Below are 19,945 nucleotides of genomic sequence, written 5' to 3' on the forward strand. Positions count from 1 at the left end.
CCGCGTGCTGAGCGTCAGATCCGGGAGAGCGCCGCCCACAGCAACGCCACCACGGGCACGAGGAGAAACGGGCCGAAGGCGACGGCGATCCCGGTCGCCGTCGCGTCGCCGACCCGGGGCGTGAGGAACAGCCCGACCGGGACCGCCAGGAAGAACAGCGCGAGGACGCCGGCCGCGACGATGACCGCCGGATTACGGGCCGGCCGCTCGGTGCGTCCCACCGGCAGGTCGAGCGCTTCGACCGCCCGGTCGACGTCGCTCACGGGCCCCAGTTGCACGTCGCGATCGACTGACTCGACGCCCGTTATCGTGAGCGTTCCCGTGTCGAGCAGTCGGTCGGCGACCGCGTTTCGCACCGCGAACTCGGTCGTCGGGTCGACGGCGACGATCCACTGCGGGGCGTCGAGCGCCGTGTCGTAGGCGACGAGCCGATCGCCGCGGCGCTGGTACTCGACGGTTCCGTACCGGAGGTAGTAGCTGGACACGCGCGCGGCGACGATCGCGAGCGCGAGGAGGAGCGCGACGGCGAACCACACCCATCGGCCGGCGGCGAGCGAGAGCCCCAAGAGGGCGAGCGTCGCGAGACCGACCCGACTCGCGAACCCGTAGGCGATGGCCCAGAGGCCCCCGAGCAGGACCGGCTTCGCATCGACCGTGACCCGCGCCCGGACGTCGGCGTCGGGAAGCTCCAGTTCCGGGGGCGGTTCGCTGTCGTCGCCGTCGAGGAATCGCTCGGACAGTCGGAGGATCGGCGTCCCGACGTGTTCGACGTAGAACCGGTACGCCGACAGCGCCGTCTTCGCGAGCACGACGGCCAGGAGGACGAGGATCCCGCTGGCTCGACCAGCGTCGGCCGTGAAGAGCCCGAGCGAGAGGACGAGCGCGGACAACTGCGCGGGCGTCCGGACGATCTGCTGGGCCGAGACCGTCTCGTACTCCCGCTCGCCGATGTACTCGAAGGCGAAGTCGGCGGCCTGGGCCACGAACAGCGCCCCGATCGCGAGCACCAGGTGAAGCGAGAGTCGAACGTCGGGGGCGACCGAGAGCCAGTAGAACGCGCTGAGCGGGATCACTGTCACGGCCCAGACGCCGAGGATCGAGAGCGCGAACGGGACGTTCCGGGGGTAGACCGGCGGCCACGAATCGTGGAACCGCCACCCGCCTCGCTTCTCGCGGAGTTCGTGGAGCGGTTCGATCCCCCCGGGCACGCCCGGCGAGCCGCGCTCGGCGAACAGCGTCTTCGCCGCGGCCAACAGGACCGTGCTGAGCGCCTCCATCCAGTAGACGCCCAGCAGCGACCAGAGCGTCCACTCCCAGGCGACGACGCCGACGAGCGGGAGGAGATTGGCACCGACGACGGCGAGGAAGCCGGCGACGAGCGCCGTCGTCGCGAACGGGCGGTCGGTCGGGCCGCTCATCGTTCGAGAAAGCTGCCGGTCGCTGCTGATGTAGCTACTGGTTCGGCCTCACATCGCGAGCCGAGTGGGTTCGGTGCTCGCGAACTAGCCCAATCGGTTCCCGACGACTGTACAAAAATGTCACTCCTGACCCAGTCGTGTACATTTCTCTCGCGATATTCGACCGATAATCGCGTCTCTTATCACGCGCCCGTCGACTACGCCGACGTAGTATGAGTCAACGAGAGACGTGGGCGACGCGGGCGGGGTTCATCCTCGCCGCCGTCGGCTCGGCAGTGGGGCTGGGAAACATCTGGCAGTTCCCCTTCAAGACCTCCGAGTACGGCGGGGCGACGTTCCTGGTCGTCTACCTGGTCGCTGCGGTCGGCATCGGACTCCCGGCGATGCTCGCGGAGTTCGTCATCGGGCGGAAGAGCAATCTGAACGCCATCGGCGCCTTCGAGAAGCTGAACCACCGCAACTGGAAGTGGGTCGGCATCCTCGGCGTCGGCACCGGCTTCTGGATCCTGTCGTACTACAGCGTCGTCGGCGGGTGGGTGCTCCGCTACATCGGCGGCAGCGTCACCGGCGCGTACTTCGCCGACCCGGCCGCCTACTTCGGCCAAGTGTCGGCCGGTCTCGACGCGCTCGCGCTCCACGCGCTGTTCATGATCTTCGTCGTCGCCATCGTCGCGAGCGGCGTCGAGGACGGCATCGAGAAGGCGACGAAGCTGATGGTCCCGAGCATCGTCGTCATCCTGGGCGCCCTCGCCGTCTGGGTGTTCACCCTCCCCGGCGCGGCCCCGGGGTACAGCTACTTCCTCTCGCCGGACCTCTCACAGCTGAGCCTGAGCGTTTCATTCGATCCGCTGCCGTCCTTTAGCGGGCCGCTCACGGAGATCATCCCCTTCGCCGTGAGCCAGGCGTTCTTCTCGCTGTCCCTTGGGATGGGCGCGATGATCACCTACGCCTCCTACGTCGGCGAGGATCAGAGCCTCTTCGGCGACAGCGTCACCGTCGTCGTGCTCAACAGCGCAGTCGGCATCCTCGCGGGACTCGTCGTCATCCCGCTGCTGTTCGTGCAGGGGATCGAACCCGGCAGCGGCGGCGCGGGCGCGCTGTTCGTCAGCCTCGCGACGGCGTTCGCCGAACTCCCGGCCGGCCGCGTCGTCGGCGCGGTCTTCTTCGCCGTCGTCCTCATCGCGGCGCTCTCCTCGGCGATCAGCCTCCTCGAGGTGGTCGTCTCCTACGCCGTCGACAACTACGGCGCGCGACGGCCCCAGGTCGCCGCCGCACTCGGCGGCCTCATCTTCCTGCTCGGCATCCCCTCCGCGTGGGACACCGCCTGGCTCACCTGGTTCGACAACCTCGCGTACCAACTGCTGCTCCCGCTGTCGGTCCTCGGCGTGCTCCTCTTCATCGGCTGGGTGTACGGCCGACCCGCGGTCGACGAACTCCTCAACGGCTCCTCGCTGGGCGGTGGCGTCGGCGCGACCTGGCTGTGGCTCGTCCGGACCGTCGTCGTCCTCGGCGTGCTGCTCACGCTCGCGCTCGGCGTGCAGACGCTGTTCTTCGCCGAGAGTCCGGCGATCGTGCCGCCGCTGTAGGGGTCGGCGACTTCCGGAAACCGGCGACGGATCCGGTTACCCGTCACCGACGACGACCCAAAAGCGCACGCCGGAGCCGCAGTCTCACGACTCGTCTCGGCCCCGACACTGCGCGATGACCTCGCCGACCACGTCGCGGTCGGCGGCGATCAGGTAGCGACGCCCCTCGATCAGTTTCGTCGAGTGTTGCACGGCGACGTGGCCGCCGGACTCGGCGATGACCACGGATCCCTCCGGGAGCGCGTCCGACACCACTGCCCCGGCCGCCGGCGCGCCGTAGTCGATCCGGACGTCGAGGACTTCGAGTTCGCCGGTGACCTCCTCGATCGTTCGGACGTCGCTCCCGGAGAGCGCGTTGACCGCCGCGCGGACGCTGGCGCGCTCGGGGAAGTACACCTCGTCGACGTACTCCTCGTACTCGTCGCCCGCGCGGTCCTCGATGCGAGCGACGGTCCGGAGCCCCGTGGCGTACCGCTTCGCGGCCATACAGACGACCAGGTTCGTGTCCTCCTTGTCGGTGAGCGCGCCGACGACGCCCGTCGCGTCGGTGATCGCCGCTTCCAACACCGAGGGTTTCGTCGCGTCTCCCTGAACGACTTCGACCTCGTCGCCCTCGAACGCCTCGCTCGGATCGGGGTCGACGACGGTGACCGAGCGACCGCGGTCGGCGAAGTGCTGTGCCACGCGGTGTCCGACTCGTCCGCTCCCCGCGATCACGACGTGCTCCGTATCAGTCATATTCGTTCATTATAGTCGTATCAAATAAGCGTCACCCCGGGTCACTCGTGGTCTTCAAAAGGGCGGCTTTCGCGGGTCGCGTAACGGAGCCCCGACCGCCGCAGATTCGACTGCGAGGACGGGGCCCATCGGCCGCCGGCGACCGCCTCGGTCGCTGCCGTGGTGACGGCCGAATTCCTCACGAACGTCCGTTGTATCGGCCAATTGAGAGAGATCCGGTCCGAAAGCCACTTACTCGCGAGCGGTGGACTGAGAGCCAATGACACGTGAGACGTGGGCGACGCGCGCGGGGTTCATTCTCGCCGCCGCGGGCTCGGCGGTCGGTCTCGGGAACATCTGGCGCTTCCCGTGGGTGACGGCGGACAACGGCGGAAGCGCCTTTTTGTTAGTGTATCTCGGCATCGTTCTGCTCGTCGGCGTCCCCGGCCTGCTCGGCGAGTTCGTGATCGGGCGAGGCGGAAAGAAGAGTCCCGTGGGCGCGCTTCGCGATCTCTCGGGATCGAGCGCGTGGGGACTGTGGGGCGTGTTCTACGTCGTCACCGCGATCGCGCTGATCTCCTTTTATAGCGTCGTCGGCGGGTGGATCCTCCGGTACTTCGGCGAGAGCGCGCTCGGACTCGCGGGCGCGCGGCCGGCGTACTTCGCCGCACCGGGGCAGTACTTCGGAGGAGCCGCCGCCGGCCTCGACGCGCTCGGCTTTCACCTCCTCTTTCTCGGCCTGACCGCGCTGGTCGTCTACGCGGGCGTCCGCCGCGGCATCGAACTGGGGACGAAGGTGATGATGCCCGCGGTGCTGGCGCTGCTCGTTGGCCTCGCGGTCTGGGCCGGCACGCGCCCCGGTGCGGCCGAGGCGTACGCCTTCTATCTCAGCTTCGATCTCGAGACGGTTCGCGCGAACTTCTTCGACGTGCTCGCGCCCGCGGCGGGACAGGCGCTTTTCACCCTCTCGCTCGGGGCGGGGACGATGATCACCTACGCCTCCTACATCGACGAGGACCGCTCGCTCCCGTTCGACGGGACGGTCATCGCGGTCCTGAACACGCTGGTGGGCGTGCTCGCCGGCCTCGTCGTCTTTCCGCTCCTGTTCTCGCTCGGCGTCGATCCCTCCCAGACCGCGCCGGGGCCCGGCGCGCTGTTCGTCGGCCTCGCGGGCGCGTTCTCCCAGTTGCCGGCGGGCGCGCTCGTCGCGACGGCGTTCTTCGGCGTCGTCGTCCTCGCGGCGCTCTCGTCCTCGATCAGTATGCTCGAAATCCCGGTCTCCTTCCTCGTCGACGAGTACGGGCTCTCCCGACGGCGCGCGGTGGCGCTCGTCACGGGCGCGGTCGTCGTGACGGGCGGCGTCTGCGCCATCAACCCGACGATCGCCGGGACCGCCGTGTTCGGCTTCGTCGCGGGCCCGCTCGTCGATACCCTGCTGACGGCCGGGCTGACCGCCGTCCTGATCTTCGTCGGCTGGGTGATGGGCCGCGACGCCGTCGCGGAGTTCCGCTCGGGGGCCGGTGGCTTCTCGGCCGCGCTCGCGACGCCGTGGCTCTTGGCGACCGGGGTCGCGCTCCCGATCTTCCTCCTCTTCACGCTGCTGACGACGTTCGGCGTCGACGCGAGCCTCGGCTTCTGGCCGACGGTGCTCGTCGCCGTCCTCGTCGGTGCCGCCGCCTTCGTCGGCCTCCGGACCGAGCGGTCGCTGGTCTGAACGTCGGGACGCTGGCGGCCGCCGGGCGAGATACTCAGTTGGGGCCGAGCGAGATCGTGCGTCGACGGATCGCGCCACAGCCCGGACAGACGTGTCTGTACTGAACGACGCCGCCGGTGGTCACCGCCTGCCACTCGCCGTCGTCGTCGTCGTAGCCGCACTTCGGGCAGACGAGGTCGACGTCGCTGTACTGCCGCTTGAGCCGCTCGAAGGGAGACCGGTTCGAACTCGTCATTGTGTCACTACGTACCACGGCCTCCTCGGTCATAAGTATAATTAATAATTGTTTACTTCTAACCCGTTTCGGACGGGAACTATCGACGTTCGACGAACCGTTCTTTGTCGGATTGCGGAAACCCTTTTGCCTCCCGTCGGTACGTACGGGACGATGATCGGAGGTGGTCCGACGTGACGATGGAGGACCGGATCGAGGAGCTGCGCGAGAAGCGCGAGCGCGCGCTGAAGGGCGGCGGGCAGGACCGCATCGATTCCCAGCACGAGAAGGGGAAGATGACCGCCCGCGAGCGCATCGACTACTTCCTCGACGACGGGACGTTCAGAGAGATCGACCAGCTCCGCACCCACCGGAACCACAACTTCGGGATGGAGGAGAAACAGCTCCCGGGCGACGGGGTCGTGACGGGCTACGGCGAGGTCGACGGGCGGAAGACGTTCGTCTTCGCCCACGACTTCACCGTCTTCGGCGGCTCCCTCGGCGAGGTGCTGGCCGAGAAGATCACCAAGGTGATGGACAAAGCCGTCGAGGTCGGCGCGCCGGTCGTCGGCCTCAACGACTCCGCCGGCGCGCGGATCCAGGAGGGCGTCCAGTCGCTCGCTGGATTCGGCGAGATCTTTCGACGAAACACCGAGGCCTCCGGCGTCGTTCCCCAGATATCCGCGATTATGGGCCCCTGTGCGGGCGGCGCGGTCTACTCGCCGGCGCTGACGGACTTCACGTTCATGGTGAAGGACACGAGCCACATGTTCATCACCGGCCCCGACGTGATCAAGACCGTCACCGGAGAGGAGGTGAGCTTCGAGGAACTCGGCGGCGCGGTCACTCACGCCGCCACGTCGGGCGTCGCGCAGTTCGCCTGCGACACCGAGGAAGAGGCCCTCGACGACATCCGGCGGCTGCTCTCGTATCTCCCCCCGAACAACGTCGAGGACCCGCCGCGCGTCGAACCGTGGGACGACCCCGAGCGCGCGGACGAGTCGCTGAACGCCGTCGTGCCCGACGAGCCGCGAAAGCCCTACGATATGCACGACGTGTTCGACGGCGTCCTCGACGAGGGCTCCTTCTTCGAGGTCCACGAGGGCTTCGCGAAGAACGTCCTCGTCGGCTTCGCCCGCCTCGACGGCCACTCCGTCGGCGTCGTCGCCAACCAGCCGCGCGTCAACGCGGGGACGCTCAACATCGAAGCGTCCGAAAAGGCCTCCCGCTTCGTCCGCATCTGCGACTCGTTCAACGTGCCCATCGTCACCTTCGTCGACGTCCCCGGCTTTCTCCCCGGCACCGACCAGGAACACGGCGGGATCATCCGCCACGGCGCGAAACTGCTGTACGCCTATTCGGAGGCGACCGTCCCGCTGCTCACGGTCATCACTCGGAAGGCCTACGGCGGCGCCTACGACGTGATGGCCTCGAAGCACCTCGGCGCCGACGTCAACTACGCGTGGCCGACCGCCGAGATCGCGGTGATGGGACCGCAGGGCGCGGTCAACATCCTCTACAACGACGAACTCGCCGCCGCCGAGGACCCCGAAGAGCGCCGCGACGAGTTGATCGAGGAGTACCGCGAGGAGTTCGCGAACCCCTACACGGCCGCCGATCGCGGCTTCGTCGACGCCGTGATCGAACCGCCGGAGACGCGCTCGCGACTCGTCGCGGACCTCGAACTGCTCCGCTCGAAGCGCGAGTCCCTGCCGGAGAAGAAACACGGGAACCTCCCGATCTGACCGAGGATGGCGGGCGAACACGACACCGAGTCCGGCGATCTCACCGAGCGCCTGTCGATCCCCGACGACGCCACCGACGAGGAGGCGGCCGCGATCGCCGCGGCGGTCGCGGCCCACGTCGCCGACGGCGAGCGCGCGGCGGCAGCGGCTGCGGCGGCCGCTGCGTCCCAATCAGAGCCGACGTGGACGGGCGAGAAGTGGACGTTCGCGGGGCGACTCGAAGCGACGGGCGGGCGTCGCCCCCGGCGCGTTCCGAACGGCGCACCGCGCGAGAAGTGGACGGCCGCGGCGCGTTCGGACCGGTTCTAGCGGTAGCCGGCCGCGGCGCGCGGAGCAGTGCGAAGACCTGCGCGCGACGGCTGCCGCTCGCGAACGCGGGACGACCTTGTGGCGTCGGCGACCCCGACGACTCCGAAGAGAGAGATCCGATCTACGCCGAGGAGGAGGGCTGGTTGCCGCCGCTCTTCTTGCGCGTGATGTACCCCGCGATCCGGTTTCGGACGCCCTTCGATTCGACGTTCGTGAGCGTCGTGACGCTCTCCTTGTTCGTCTCGAAGTCCGTGTTGAACGCTTCCGGATACTTCTCTAAGAGCAGCTTCCCCAGCTGTTTGACGTATTTGGGTTTGATCGCCATATAGCGTCTACTACTCGGCGAGTTTAGTAAAGTTTCGTCTTCGTCCGACCGGACCGAGCACCGGACGGGCGTGCCCGGAGCCGGGCTTCGATGGGACCACGACGCGGGTGGCCCTCGGCTACAGTCACGCGGACACGTTCGAGTTCCGACGTATTTGAGTAGTTCCTCGGTAACGACGACGCCGAACCGGATTTGTAATGGAATAACAATCGGCCACTCCGGCAAATATGCGTTCGATTGATACGTATGATCACCACATCGAAGGCCGTGACGACGGGCGTCGTAGTGCTCGTGCTACTCGCGGGCGGGGGCTACGTGGCAGCGAGCGACATCGGCGGCGAGTTGCAGATCACCTCCCTGACACAGGGCCAGGAGGGTGGGGCTGATGGAGACGCTGCGCAACGAGCCACCGCAGAGCGCACCAGGACGGGCTCGAACGACGCCGCAGACCGTTCGAGCACGGGTTCCGACGACGAGGCGAATACCGGTGACGAGGCCGCAACGGCTCGGGCAACGAACGCGGCACCGTCGGCCGAGGCCGGGGAGAATCGGACGGTCCCGGAGGGGAGGGTCACGGACCTCGACGCGACCGACTCGACCGATTCGGACGGCGAGATACGATCGTACGCGTGGCGACAAACGGACGGGCCGAGCGTAGCGATCGAGGACCCGGAGACATCGACCGCCTCGTTCACCGCGCCGTCGATCGACGCGGAGCGAGCGAACCTCACCTTCGTGCTTACCGTCCGTGACGACGACGGAGCGACCGCCACGGACGCCGTCACGGTCACCGTGAACCGCCGGGCCGAGGAGGACGATGACGACGACCACCTCCACCCGCCGTCCGCCGAGGCCGGGAGCGACCGGACCGTCGACGAGGACGCGACCGTGACGCTCGACGCGACGGCCTCCTCGGACCCGGACGGTAGCGTCCAGTCGTACGCGTGGACGCAGACGGCCGGTCCCGACGTCGCGCTCTCGGAGCCGGACGCAGCGTCGACCGCGTTCACGGCCCCGTCAGTTGATTCGGTGGTGACGCTCACGTTCGAGGTCAGCGTCACCGATGACGACGGCCGAACCGACGCCGACACCGTCGAGATCAGCGTCGAGCCCGACACCCGCGAGAGTTCGGCCCCGAGCGACGGCGAGTCGTACACGCGCGACGAGATCGCCCGTGCGAAGTACGATGCAGCTTTCAGCGACCTGGGAGCGGAGCGCGCGGGGCGGGTCGAAGAGCTCTATCTCCGACAGCCGTTCGCCAACGCGACGTCGCCCGGTGAGATCCGGACGCGCGACGAACTCGCGAACGAGCGGTACGAGAGCGACTTCGACGGGCTGGATCGAAACCAAACGGTCGACGTGCAGCGGGCCTTCGACGGACAGTTCGGAGCGGCAGGTTCCGAGGGCGAACACTCCCGCGACGAGATATCCCTGGCGAAGTACGACTACGAGTTCCGTAACTTGAGCACCGAGACGGCCGGCGAGATGGAGGAGCTCTACAACCGACAACCCTTCGCCAACGGAATGGATCCCGAGGACGTTCGCACGCGCGCGGAGATAGCGGACGACGAGTACGGGGAGTCGCTCGACGAACTGAGCCGCGAGACGCGGATCGAAATCGAAAACGAGTACCACGAACAGTTCGCCGCAGACGACGGCGGCGGCGAATAGCACGGCGCACCCCGCGACTATCGATCGCCGCCGGCCGTGCTTCCGTCGCGGACCTACGGCGACCGGCCGAGGCGCTCGTCGAGGATCAGCCGCGTCTTCGTGTTCTTCACCTCGTCGAGTTCGCGCGCGCGAGTGATGAGTTGGTTCACCGCGCGCGTGTCGGCGGCGTCGACGACGAGGACGACGTCCTCCTCGCCGGAGACCTGCCAGACGAAGTCCACCTGCTCCCACTCGGTCATCTGTTCGGTGATCTCGGTCGTGTCGACGTCGACTTTCACCGACACCTCGATCATCGCCTTGATGTTCCCGGTCCGCGTCGAGACGGTGAACCGTTCGATGATCCCCTCCTCGGTCAGCCGCTCGACGCGGTTCCTGACCGTGCCCTCCGAGGTCCCCACCTGCGAGGCGATTTCCGTGTAGGGCGTCCTGGCGTCTCGTCGCAGGATGTCGAGGATCTGCCGGTCGAGATCGTCCATAGCGTCCCAACGACCTCCGGGGGCTTACCGATTACGAAAATCGTAACTGAGCTACGAAAGCAACACTTATACCCCCGGATCACGTGCGTTTCTCGTAATGTCGGACGCCTATCTGGCCCTGGAGGACGGCCGCGTGATCGAGGCCCGCGGTCGCGCTCCGGGACGGACCCGCGGCGAGCTAGTGTTCACGACCGCCTACACCGGCTACGAGGAGAGCCTGACCGACCCCTCCTACGAGGAACAGGTGCTGACGTTCTCGTACCCGCTCATCGGCAACTACGGCGTCCGAGAGGAACGATTCGAGTCCGATCGCGTCCACCCGCGCGCGGCGATCGCCCACGAGTTCACCGAGGACGTCGTCGAGTGGTTAGCGGCGGAAGACGTGCCCGCGATCGACCACATCGACACCCGCGACCTCGTCACCTCGATCCGCGAGGAGGGGGCGATGAAGTGCGGCATCGCGGTCGGCGACGACGTCACCCCCGAGGACGCGAAGGCCGAACTGGCCGAGTGCAAGGGGATGAGCGAGCACGTCGACATCGGCAAGCGCGTCACGACCGTCGAGCACACCACCTACGGCGACGGCGACACCGACGTCGCGCTCGTCGACTGCGGCGCGAAGATGTCCATCGTCGAGTCGCTCGTCGAGCGCGACGCGACAGTGCACGTGCTCCCGTACGACACGACGCCCGAGGAACTCGCCGCGGTCGACCCCGACCTGCTCTTCATCTCGAACGGCCCGGGCGACCCGGCGAACTTCGAGGCCGCACAGGAACTCGTCGAGGAGTACGTCGGCGAGGTGCCTATCGCGGGCATCTGCCTCGGCCAGCAGGTCGTCGCCCGCGCGCTCGGCGGCACCACCGAGAAGATGGACTTCGGCCACCGCGGCGTCAACCAGCCCGTCCGCGACCTCGACTCGGGGAAGGTCGTGATGACCACCCAGAACCACGGCTACACCGTCGGCGAGCCCGGCGACGAACTCGACGTCAAGCAGGTCAACGTCAACGACGGCACCGCCGAGGGCCTCGCGAACGACGAACTCGACGTGATCACCCGGCAGTACCACCCCGAGGCGCATCCGGGCCCGCACGACTCGCTGGGCTTCTTCGACGACGTGCTCGCGATGACGAGCGAGAGCCACCACGTCGTCGCCGACGACTGAACCGGCGCGTTGCGAGCGGGTTTCTGACACCGATACGTCGCGTTCGAGCGGACTCGACGCCCTTTTCCCGCCGTTTTCACTGTCGACGGACGCGAAGAATACCCACGGATTTATGACGAAACGGACGGAGAACGGTGGTATGAGCCAACCGGAGATCGTCCAGGCCGACCTCGACGACGAGGACGTGGTCGCGCGAGTCGACCTCGGCGGCGAGGACGAACTGTACGTGACGCCGACGCGGACCCTGCTCTATCGGGCCGAGGGACTGCTCTCCGACGAGTCCGTCGAGGAGTACCCCCACGAGGCCGAGCGAGTCACGGTTTCGGAGGGTCGCCGCAAGGCGAAGGTGACACTCGACTACGGGCTCGACGGCGAGAAGACGATCTCGCTGCCGGCCAAACGTCTCGAACGCGCGCTCCATCCGATCGTCGAGGGCGTGCTCAAGGCGAACGGGCTCCTCGAAGCCGACGAACCGATGGAGCGGCTCTTCCGGTTCAGCGAACTCACCATCGCGATCGCGGGCGAGCGCGTCGTCCGCCACATCGGCCCGAGCCTGTGGGACGAGGACTGCGAGACCTACCACTACGGCGACGTGAGCGACCTCGACTTCGAGGACGGCAGCGTCGCCACCTCGGTCGTTCTGACCGTGAACGGCCGACAGGAGCGGTTCAAGGCGCCGAACGACGAGGCCCGGGCGGTCCGCTCCGCCCTGGAGACGTCGCTGCTTTCCTACTGGGGAGTCGAGTCGGTCGAGGAGCTCCGCGCCGCCGCCGAACCCGACGAAGACGACGCGGCCGAGGTGGCCGACGCCGCCGAGGGACGAGACGTGTCCTTCGGCGACGGCCCCGACCCGCTGATCGCCGACCCCGCGGAGCCCGAGGAACTGCCCGAGAACGCGACGCGGTCGGACGACGCGGGCGAGGAGACAGAGCCGACGGCCGGGAGTTCCGAACGCGGGAGCCCGGACGCGGTCGCCCAACAGGTCGAGCGGCCGCCGGAGTCGGAGGCCGAGGCCGACCCCCTCGCAGAGCGCGATCCGACGCAGCGGACCGAGGCGGAATCGCCCGGTGAGCCGGCACGCGGATCGGCCGGCGAGGCCGCCGAGGCGGATGCAGGTGAGGTCGAGTCGTCGTGGTCGCAGCCGGCGACGACAGAACGGGAACAGGCGGCACCGGAGACCGCGGAATCGGGGTCTGCGGGGACCGAACCGGTCCGAAACGCTCCCGAGTCGGGGCGCGAGGAACCGCCCGAGCGCACCACCAACCCGCAGGCGGGCGCCGGCGAATCCGCCCGCGAGACGGACGCGGCTGAGAGATCGAACCGCCCGGACGCCGGCTTCGCGGGGTCGGGGTTCGAGTCGGCCGCGCCCGCGGTGGACGAGCAGATCCGCGACGAACTGGCGGACCTGCGCGAGACGGTCGAGCGCCAGAACGCGGAGTTGCAGGCCCAGCGCGAACTGGTCGAACAACTCATCGAGGAACTCCGTCGCGGTCGGTGAGGGCGCCCCGAGTCGATCGGGGCGTCGCCTCGGTCACCTCAGTCGGCGCTCGCGGGCGGGCTGCCGGCTCCGTACTCTCGTTCGACTACCGGCCCCTTACTCTCGCCCGAGAATTTTCCGCACGCAGGAGGGTCCGAACGGCCCGAGCTCGCCGGACTCGAACCTGACGAAGTGCCCCGTCGAGAGCCCCGCCCCGCAGCGCCGGCACTCGTAGTCGCCCTCGCGCTCGACGACCTGCCGTTCGAAGCGGACGAACGTGCCGCCGCGCCGGGTCCGGAGCCGTCCCTCCTCGCGCTCGATGACGCCGCGTAACTCGGCCGTATCGAGGATCTCTCTGGTCAGCGCGGGGTTCGTCGTCACCGACTCGATCCGGTCGACGGCCGCCGACAGCGACAGCGACTCCCGCTCGACGTGGGCGAGGAGGTCGACGCCGAGTTCGACGCGCTCGCTTCGGTCGAGTTCGGAGACGGGGCGAACGCTCTCGGCGTCCGGCGCGTCCGGGATGTCTCCGGTGATAGCGCCGTCTTCGCCCGGGGAACGTCCAGCGTCCGACGGGCGTCCAGTGTCGCCCGCGGAGCGTTCAACGTCCGATGACGACTCGGCGTCGTCCGAGCCGCGCTCGCCCTCGCCCGCCTCGAACGACGAGCGGTCGGGTTGATCGTCGTCGGCCACGGTTCGCTCGGTGGTCCGCGCCACAGTGACAAAATAACTGTTATGCCCGCCCGGAGGCGACGCGGAGACGATGGACCGATCCCGCCTTCGGGCGCGCGTCGCGCTGGGCGCAGCACTCGCAGTCGTTCTTGCGGGGACGCTCCTCGTTTCCCCGGAGGCGGTGCTCTCGCGGGCGGCGTGGCTCGTGGCCGATCCGGTCCGGCTGGTCGCCGCCTCGGTCGCGCTCGCGGCGGTCCGGCCGCTGGTGGCGTGGCCGACGACGGTGCTCGCGGTGCTCTTGGGGTACGGGCTCGGTCCGGCGGGGTTCCCCCTGGCGCTCGCGCTCGTCGCACTCACGAGCGTCCCGCCGTTCCTCCTCGCGCGGCGGTTCGGCCAAGTCGGCGAACTCGCAGAGTCGGGAGCGGCCTTCGTCGATCACACCGGCGGCGTACGGAGCGTCGTCGCCAGCCGGCTCGTTCCCGCGCCCTCGGACGTCGTGAGCGTCGCCGCCGGGATCGCGGGCGTTCGGCTCTCGGTGTTCCTCGTCGGGACGGCCATCGGCGAGATCCCGTGGGTCCTCGCCGGCGTGCTCGCGGGAGCGTCCGCGGAGTCGCTCGCCGCCGGCGACCTCGCGAGCGCGGCCGACCTCCGTCTCGTCGCGGCCGCGGGGCTCGCGGCCGTGCTGTTGCTCGGGCCGAGGGCCTACGAGTGGTACCTCGACCGGGACAGCGGCGACGACGCGGGCGATCCCGTCGACGGCGATTCGTGACGCGGACCCGCGGCGGTCGGTCCCGGCTGAGGGCGTCGCCGTCGTCGGACTTGCGAAGGTTTAAGAACGTCATCGGCCAACGGTGAGACGAGCCCGGGTGGCTTAGCTGGACATAGCGCCGCACTCATAGGGTTTCCTGAGATTCGGTGCGGTACGCCTTGGAAGCCTCCGCCGCTCCCCACGGGGCCCGCCGAGCCTCGGACCTGGGATATGCGGAGATCGTGGGTTCGGAGCCCACCCCGGGCACTTTCTTCCTCGTCGTCGTTCCCGACACAGCCGCGACGCCGTCACTACTGTCGACGTCGCCGCGTGGGCGGTCGCGAAGACGAGGGCGAACCGCTCGCCGTCAGCGACCGCTGTTGTACTCGTTCACCACCGCCTGCATCGACTCTCTCGCGTCGCCGTAGAGCATCAGGGCGTTGTCCATCGTGAACAGCGGATTCGGAATGCCCGCGTAGCCGGGGCTCAGACTCCGCTTGTTGACGACGACCGTCTCGGCCTCCCAGACGTTCAGGACGGGCATTCCGGCGATCGGACTCTCCTCGTCCGAGTAGGCGGTGGGGTTGACGACATCGTTCGCCCCCGTCACGAGGACCAGGTCCGTCTGCGAGAAGGTCGGGTTGATCTCCGCGAGTTCCCGCATCTGCTCGTAGGGGACGTTCGCCTCGGCCAGGAGGACGTTCATATGACCCGGCATCCGGCCGGCGACGGGATGAATGCCGAAGACGACTTCCACGCCGTCGGCCGTCAGTAGCTGTGCCAACTCGGCCACGGCGTGCTGGGCCTGCCCCACGGCCATCCCGTAGCCCGGCACGATAACCACGCGGCGGGCCGTCTCCAGGAGCATCGCGACTTCCTCCGGCGACGTCGAGACGACGTTGCCTTCGTAGATATCGGCCGCTCCGTCCGCCGTTTCCGATCGGCCGTATCCGCCGAAGAGCACGTTGGCGAGGGATCGGTTCATCGATCGGCACATAATCCGCGTCAGGATGAGCCCGGAGGCCCCCACGAGCGTCCCGGCGACGATGAGAACGCTGTTGTTCAGTACGAACCCCGTCGAGGCGGCCGCCAGTCCGGAGCCGGCGTTCAACAGGGCGATGACGACCGGCATATCCGCACCGCCGATCGGGACGACCACCAGCACGCCGAGCAGTGACGCGACGACGAGCAACGCCCAGTAGGGCGCGACCAACTCGCCCATCGGCAGTAGTCCGAGGGCAGGCTGGGTGAGGAGCGCCAGTCCGACGAGAACCGCGACCCCCGCGATCCCGACTTTCACCGCGTTCTCGACGGGGTAGTGAATGGGCCGGTCGTAGATCCCGTGGAGTTTCCCGGCGGCGACGAGACTGCCGCAGAACGTGACGGCGCCGATCAGTCCGGTGACGGCGGCCGCCCCCGTCGCCGTGAGCGTGAGGTCGGCCACGCCGGCCGTACCGACCTGATCGACGAGTTCCGCGCCAGCGACGAGGGCGGACGCGCCGCCACCGAAGCCGTTGAACAGCCCGACGAGCTGCGGCATATCCGTCGTCTCGACGGACAGCGCCAGCCAGGTCCCGATGCCGGCGCCCACGAGGAGCGCGGCTCCCAGGACGAGCGGGGAGAGAATCTCGAACCAGAGGACGGTGACCCCCACGGCGAGAGCCATTCCGCTCGCCGAAATGAGGTTGCCACGCGCGGCCGTTCGCGGATGCGTTAGCCTCCGGAGACCGACAATGAACAGGACGGCGGCGACGAGGTAGACGAAGGAGAGCGCGTCCGGCGGCAGACCGTCGAGGAGGCCCGCCATCGATCACTCCCCTCCGCGACGGCCGAAACTCCGGAGCATCTTGTGACTCACGAGGTAGCCGCCGACGACGTTGATAGTCGCCAACACGACGGCGAAGAAGCCGAGCACGGACGCCAGCGTCGAGTTACCCGATCCGGCGACGACGACGGAGCCGATCAGCGTGATCCCCGAAATCGCGTTCGTCCCCGAGATCAGCGGCGTGTGAAGCGTCGCCGGGATCTTCGTGACGAGTTCGTACCCGAGGAATCCCGCGAGGACGAAAAGCGTCAGGTTCTCGATGAACGCCATCACGCCCACCTCCGTCCCTCACGCGGCATCGACACCACCCGTTCTGTGTGGCGCTCGGACCGTCCCCTCGTGGGTGAGAAGCGTCGCGTCGACGAGCTGGTCGGTGACGTCGACGTGGAGTCGTTCGTCTTCGAGCAGCGCGTCGAGGAAGTTGGTGACGTTGTTCGAAAAGAGCTGACTCGCCGTCTTCGCGACGGTCGCGGGGACGTTCGTCGGACCGAGGATCGTGACGCCCTCGCGTTCGACCGTCGCTCCCGGCTGGGTCGGCTCGCAGTTGCCGCCGCCGTCGGCCGCGAGGTCGACGACGACGGACCCGGCGTCCATCCCGGAAACCATCTCTCCCGTGACGAGCGTCGGAGCGGTCCGCCCCGGAACGGCGGCCGCGGTGACTACGACGTCCGCGTTCCCGACGGCCGTGGTCATCGCCTCCCGCTGTTTGCGGTAGAACACCTCGTCCTGTTCGCGCGCGTATCCCCCTTCGGTCGAGCCCGCGGTCGGTTCGAGGTCGAGTTCGAGAAAGTCCGCGCCGAGACTCTCGACCTCCTCCTTGACGGCCGGTCGGATGTCGTAGGCACGCACCCGCGCACCGAGGCGTCCGGCGGTCGCGATAGCCTGTAAGCCGGCGACCCCCGCGCCGACGACGAAGACGTCCGCTGGCCGCACGGTTCCCGCGGCCGTCATCTGCATCGGGAAGAGGCTGGGCAAGGCGTCCGCGGCCATCACCACCGCTTTGTACCCGCTCACGCTCGCCATCGAAGTCAACACGTCCATACTCTGCGCGCGGCCGATTCGGGGGAGCAGTTCGAGCGCGAAGGCGCTGACGCGCCGGTCCGCGAGGGTATCGAGCGTCTCCCTGTCGAGGCCGTAGGGGCCGAGTAGGCCGATCACGGTCTGGCCGTCCCGATACGCCTCCATCGGCGTGTGGGGGAGACTCCCCAGGGCGCGGACGTGGAAGATCACGTCCGACCGATCGAAGACGTCGTCGCGGGTTTCGACGGTTTCGCAGCCGACGGCGGCGTACTGTTCATCACTCCAGCCGGCGTCGGTCCCCGCCCCGGCCGACACGAGCACCTCGTGGCCCCGGTCGACGAGTTTCTTCGCGACCGGCGGGACGAGGGCGACGCGCCGTTCCCCCGGCGCGGTCTCGCCCGGAACGCCGATCCTCATCGCCAACTGGTCCAGCCGCCGTCGACGACGAGCGATTCGCCGGTGACGTAACTCGCCAGGTCGCTCGCGAGGAACGTCGCCGCGCCGGCGACGTCCTCCGGTTGCCCGTATCTGCCGAGCGGCACCATCTGCGTGAACTGCTGGGCCTGTTCGGCCGCCGCCTCCGGCTCCGACGGTTCGCCGCCGATCATCGTCTGAATCCCGCCGGGGTGGATCGCGTTCACGCGAACCCCGCGGTCGCCGAACTCGTGCGCGAGGGAGTACGTCAGCATCGTCAGTCCGCCTTTCGATGCGGCATACGTGGGCCAGTTCCCGTTGCCGAAGAGCCCGGCGATGCTCGAGATGTTGATGATCGAGCCCCCGCCGTCGTTCTCGACCAACCGTTCGGCGGCGATCTGCGCGCCGAAGTACGCCCCCTTGAGGTTGATGTCCATCATCCGCTGATAGTCGTCCTCGGTCACGTCGAGGAAGTCCTCCGCGCGCCAGATGCCCGCGTTGTTCACCATCACGTCGAGTCCACCGGCGGCTTCGGCGGCGTCGACCGCCGCAGTCAGATCCGACCGGCGTGTCACGTCACACTCGACGAACACCGACTCGGTGTCGGTTTCCGCTTCGAGAAGCTCGTGCGTCGGGGGGCCGTCCTCTTTCGGCTCTTCGCGGATGTCGGCGACGACGACCGCTTCGGCGCCGTGTTCCGCGAACCCGCGTGCGATTCCCCGACCGATTCCGGAACTGCCGCCGGTGACGACCGCCGTGATCCCATCGAGAAGCGTCATCGTACTTGCACCACTCAGACTAGAGGCGAGCATATGTTATAAAATTGAAGCGTGGGTCGGACGCCCCCAGCGCCGACGCAGGAGGCCGATCGACCGTAATTTCGATCGAGAGGGGTTGGATTCGAGCGGTCAGCGAGGGTCGCGAGACGGGCGAAGAGACGAACCGGTCGCAGCCGCCGACTACCAACGTCTTTACGCCACGACGAGTAATCCGACCGTATGGATTCGATCAACCGGATGGCCATCGAACTGATCGACGAGGCCATCGACTTCGCGGAGGAGCTCCGCGTCGTGCCGCACGAGCTGGAGTCGGGGGCGACCGTCCTCGACTTCGGCGTCGACGCGCCGGGCGGCGTCGAGGCCGGGATGCTGCTAGCGGAGGTTCAGACCGCCGGCCTCTCGACGGTTCAGACCCGGATGGACGACGTCGCGGGCGCGCCCACCCCGCACGTCGAACTGCAGACCGACAACCCCGCGCTCTCGCTTCTCTGCTCGCAGAAGGCCGGGTGGGAACTCACGTTCGAGGACCCGCCGTACGACGGTCTCGGTGCCGGTCCGGCCCGCGCGCTCGTCGCCGAGGAAGAGGAGTTCCACGAGTTGGACTACTTCGACGAGTTCGACCTCACGGTCCTCTCCGTCGAGAGCATCGACCTCCCGGGCGACCGGATCGCCGAACACGTCGCCGAGCGCGCCGGCGTCGAACCGAGCGGCGTCTTCCTGCCCGCCTACGCCACGGGCTCGACCGTCGGGAGCGTCACCGCGGCCGCCCGCGCGGCGGAGCTCGCCGTCTTCCGGCTCTTCGAGCTCGGCTACGACGTCCGCAACGTGCAGTCGGCGTTCGGCTCCGCCCCCATCGCACCCGTCAGCTACGACGAGAGCGTCGCGATGGCCCGCACGAACGACGCCGTCGCCTACGGCGGCGAGGTCCACCTCACCGTCGCCGAGGACTTCGAGGCGTTCGACCGCGTGCCCTCCAGCGCGCGGGCGGAGTACGGAACGCCGTTCGAGGACATCTTCGACGAGGCGGGCTGGGACTTCTACGAGGTCCCCGAGACGATCTTCGCGCCCGCGACGGTGACGGTCGACGTCGTCGACGGCCCGACGCACGTCCTCGGCGAGACCGACGAGGAGATTCTCGCCAAATCGTTCGGCTACCGGTCGTAGGTGAGCGTGCGATTCAAACTCCTGCCCGACCCGCCGGATTCGCTCGGCGTCGTCGCCGACGCCCAGCGCGCCGTCCCGCTCGTTCCGGCGAGCGAGGACGACTGCACCGCCCGCCTGCTGCGACGCCTCGAGTTCCCCTCGCGCGACGTCGCCCGGACGTGGCTCACGTTCCTGCGCGCGCTCGAACTGGCGATGGAGACGCCTTCGGGGTTCGTCAGGGAGTCGACGGAGCCCACCCCCGAGCACCTGCGATCGGCGTTCCGGCGCCGGATCTACGGCGCGCGCGAGGTGCTGGACGCCCTCGACGCCGACGACCCGCGGACCGTCGAAGAGGTGTTCGCCGACTTCGAGGAGCGCGTCCCCGTCTGGGAGACCCACCGGGCGGCGGGGGACTGGCGCGACGTGTGGCGCGAGCGCGTCGAGCGGATCGTCGCGTGGGCCGTCCTCCTCGGTCTCGCCGCCGAGCAGGGCGACGGATACGTCCGCGTCGAGTGACGCGGCCCGACGGC

General features: G+C 68.5%; 20 protein-coding genes and 1 tRNA gene. 11 read left to right on the plus strand and 10 right to left on the minus strand.

Features of this window, described 5'->3' with window-relative positions:
* Nucleotides 1–14 precede the first annotated feature (14 nt).
* Nucleotides 15–1,418, minus strand: coding sequence for a DUF6498-containing protein (locus tag NO360_RS03375; RefSeq protein ID WP_256306013.1), 1,404 nt, complete (start codon nt 1,416–1,418; stop codon nt 15–17).
* A gap of 212 nt (nt 1,419–1,630) precedes the next feature.
* On the opposite strand from NO360_RS03375, the gene NO360_RS03380 reads away from it, so the two are divergent.
* Complete coding sequence (locus tag NO360_RS03380) at nt 1,631–3,004, plus strand: sodium-dependent transporter (protein ID WP_256306014.1); 1,374 nt, start codon at nt 1,631–1,633, stop codon at nt 3,002–3,004.
* An 84-nt stretch (nt 3,005–3,088) separates the two neighbouring features.
* Here the strand turns inward: NO360_RS03380 and NO360_RS03385 are convergent, their stop codons facing one another.
* Nucleotides 3,089–3,742 (minus strand): potassium channel family protein, encoded by a 654-nt coding sequence (locus NO360_RS03385; RefSeq protein ID WP_256306033.1) that lies wholly within the window; start codon nt 3,740–3,742, stop codon nt 3,089–3,091.
* Between the two features lie 259 nt (nt 3,743–4,001).
* On the opposite strand from NO360_RS03385, the gene NO360_RS03390 reads away from it, so the two are divergent.
* Nucleotides 4,002–5,435: a sodium-dependent transporter gene (locus tag NO360_RS03390; protein ID WP_256306035.1), complete on the plus strand. Its 1,434-nt coding sequence runs from the start codon at nt 4,002–4,004 to the stop codon at nt 5,433–5,435.
* Between the two features lie 34 nt (nt 5,436–5,469).
* Here the strand turns inward: NO360_RS03390 and NO360_RS03395 are convergent, their stop codons facing one another.
* A complete protein-coding gene (locus NO360_RS03395; protein WP_256306036.1) occupies nt 5,470–5,670 on the minus strand; it encodes an HVO_0649 family zinc finger protein in 201 nt (66 codons plus the stop codon).
* A 179-nt stretch (nt 5,671–5,849) separates the two neighbouring features.
* Between NO360_RS03395 and NO360_RS03400 the strand changes: the two genes are divergently transcribed.
* A complete protein-coding gene (locus tag NO360_RS03400; RefSeq protein WP_256307083.1) occupies nt 5,850–7,394 on the plus strand; it encodes an acyl-CoA carboxylase subunit beta in 1,545 nt (514 codons plus the stop codon).
* A 6-nt stretch (nt 7,395–7,400) separates the two neighbouring features.
* A complete protein-coding gene (locus tag NO360_RS03405) occupies nt 7,401–7,703 on the plus strand; it encodes a DUF8022 family protein (protein WP_256306038.1) in 303 nt (100 codons plus the stop codon).
* Between the two features lie 121 nt (nt 7,704–7,824).
* Here NO360_RS03405 and NO360_RS03410 read toward each other — a convergent pair whose 3' ends face one another.
* On the minus strand, nt 7,825–8,028 hold the full coding sequence (locus NO360_RS03410) for a 30S ribosomal protein S17e (protein WP_256306039.1): 204 nt from the start codon (nt 8,026–8,028) through the stop codon (nt 7,825–7,827).
* A gap of 246 nt (nt 8,029–8,274) precedes the next feature.
* On the opposite strand from NO360_RS03410, the gene NO360_RS03415 reads away from it, so the two are divergent.
* The gene (locus NO360_RS03415; RefSeq protein WP_256306040.1) at nt 8,275–9,699 is read left to right on the plus strand and encodes a PKD domain-containing protein; all 1,425 of its coding nucleotides are present in this window, start codon (nt 8,275–8,277) and stop codon (nt 9,697–9,699) included.
* 53 nt (nt 9,700–9,752) lie between these two features.
* Here the strand turns inward: NO360_RS03415 and NO360_RS03420 are convergent, their stop codons facing one another.
* Nucleotides 9,753–10,175, minus strand: a complete 423-nt coding sequence (locus NO360_RS03420) for an Lrp/AsnC family transcriptional regulator (RefSeq protein ID WP_256306041.1) — start codon at nt 10,173–10,175, stop codon at nt 9,753–9,755.
* Between the two features lie 97 nt (nt 10,176–10,272).
* On the opposite strand from NO360_RS03420, the gene carA reads away from it, so the two are divergent.
* On the plus strand, nt 10,273–11,337 hold the full coding sequence (carA, locus tag NO360_RS03425) for a glutamine-hydrolyzing carbamoyl-phosphate synthase small subunit (RefSeq protein WP_256306042.1): 1,065 nt from the start codon (nt 10,273–10,275) through the stop codon (nt 11,335–11,337).
* Nucleotides 11,338–11,476: 139 nt separating this feature from the next.
* Nucleotides 11,477–12,835, plus strand: a complete 1,359-nt coding sequence (locus NO360_RS03430; RefSeq protein WP_256306044.1) for a DUF7115 domain-containing protein — start codon at nt 11,477–11,479, stop codon at nt 12,833–12,835.
* Nucleotides 12,836–12,931: 96 nt separating this feature from the next.
* Here the strand turns inward: NO360_RS03430 and NO360_RS03435 are convergent, their stop codons facing one another.
* Entirely contained in the window at nt 12,932–13,339 is a 408-nt protein-coding gene (locus tag NO360_RS03435) for a DUF5830 family protein (protein WP_256307085.1), read from the minus strand.
* Nucleotides 13,340–13,577: 238 nt separating this feature from the next.
* On the opposite strand from NO360_RS03435, the gene NO360_RS03440 reads away from it, so the two are divergent.
* Entirely contained in the window at nt 13,578–14,255 is a 678-nt protein-coding gene (locus tag NO360_RS03440; protein WP_256306045.1) for a TVP38/TMEM64 family protein, read from the plus strand.
* Between the two features lie 91 nt (nt 14,256–14,346).
* Nucleotides 14,347–14,501, plus strand: a tRNA-Met gene (locus tag NO360_RS03445).
* Between the two features lie 100 nt (nt 14,502–14,601).
* On the opposite strand, the gene NO360_RS03450 is transcribed toward NO360_RS03445, so the two are convergent.
* From NO360_RS03450 to NO360_RS03465, 4 genes are read right to left on the minus strand one after another with little or no spacing between them, the layout of a single operon-like run.
* Entirely contained in the window at nt 14,602–16,041 is a 1,440-nt protein-coding gene (locus NO360_RS03450) for an NAD(P)(+) transhydrogenase (Re/Si-specific) subunit beta (protein ID WP_256306046.1), read from the minus strand.
* Between the two features lie 3 nt (nt 16,042–16,044).
* On the minus strand, nt 16,045–16,329 hold the full coding sequence (locus tag NO360_RS03455; RefSeq protein ID WP_256306048.1) for an NAD(P) transhydrogenase subunit alpha part 2: 285 nt from the start codon (nt 16,327–16,329) through the stop codon (nt 16,045–16,047).
* An 18-nt stretch (nt 16,330–16,347) separates the two neighbouring features.
* Complete coding sequence (locus tag NO360_RS03460; RefSeq protein WP_256306049.1) at nt 16,348–17,496, minus strand: NAD(P) transhydrogenase subunit alpha; 1,149 nt, start codon at nt 17,494–17,496, stop codon at nt 16,348–16,350.
* A complete protein-coding gene (locus NO360_RS03465) occupies nt 17,493–18,272 on the minus strand; it encodes an SDR family oxidoreductase (protein ID WP_256306050.1) in 780 nt (259 codons plus the stop codon). Before NO360_RS03465 ends, NO360_RS03460 begins: the two co-directional genes overlap by 4 nt.
* Nucleotides 18,273–18,491: 219 nt before the next feature.
* On the opposite strand from NO360_RS03465, the gene mch reads away from it, so the two are divergent.
* Nucleotides 18,492–19,436: a methenyltetrahydromethanopterin cyclohydrolase gene (gene mch / locus NO360_RS03470; protein WP_256306051.1), complete on the plus strand. Its 945-nt coding sequence runs from the start codon at nt 18,492–18,494 to the stop codon at nt 19,434–19,436.
* Nucleotides 19,437–19,442: 6 nt separating this feature from the next.
* On the plus strand, nt 19,443–19,931 hold the full coding sequence (locus NO360_RS03475; RefSeq protein WP_256307087.1) for a double winged helix-containing putative transcriptional regulator: 489 nt from the start codon (nt 19,443–19,445) through the stop codon (nt 19,929–19,931).
* The last annotated feature ends 14 nt before the right edge of the window (nt 19,932–19,945 follow it).

Source organism: Halobellus litoreus (genome assembly GCF_024464595.1).
GTDB lineage: Archaea > Halobacteriota > Halobacteria > Halobacteriales > Haloferacaceae > Haloquadratum > Haloquadratum litoreum.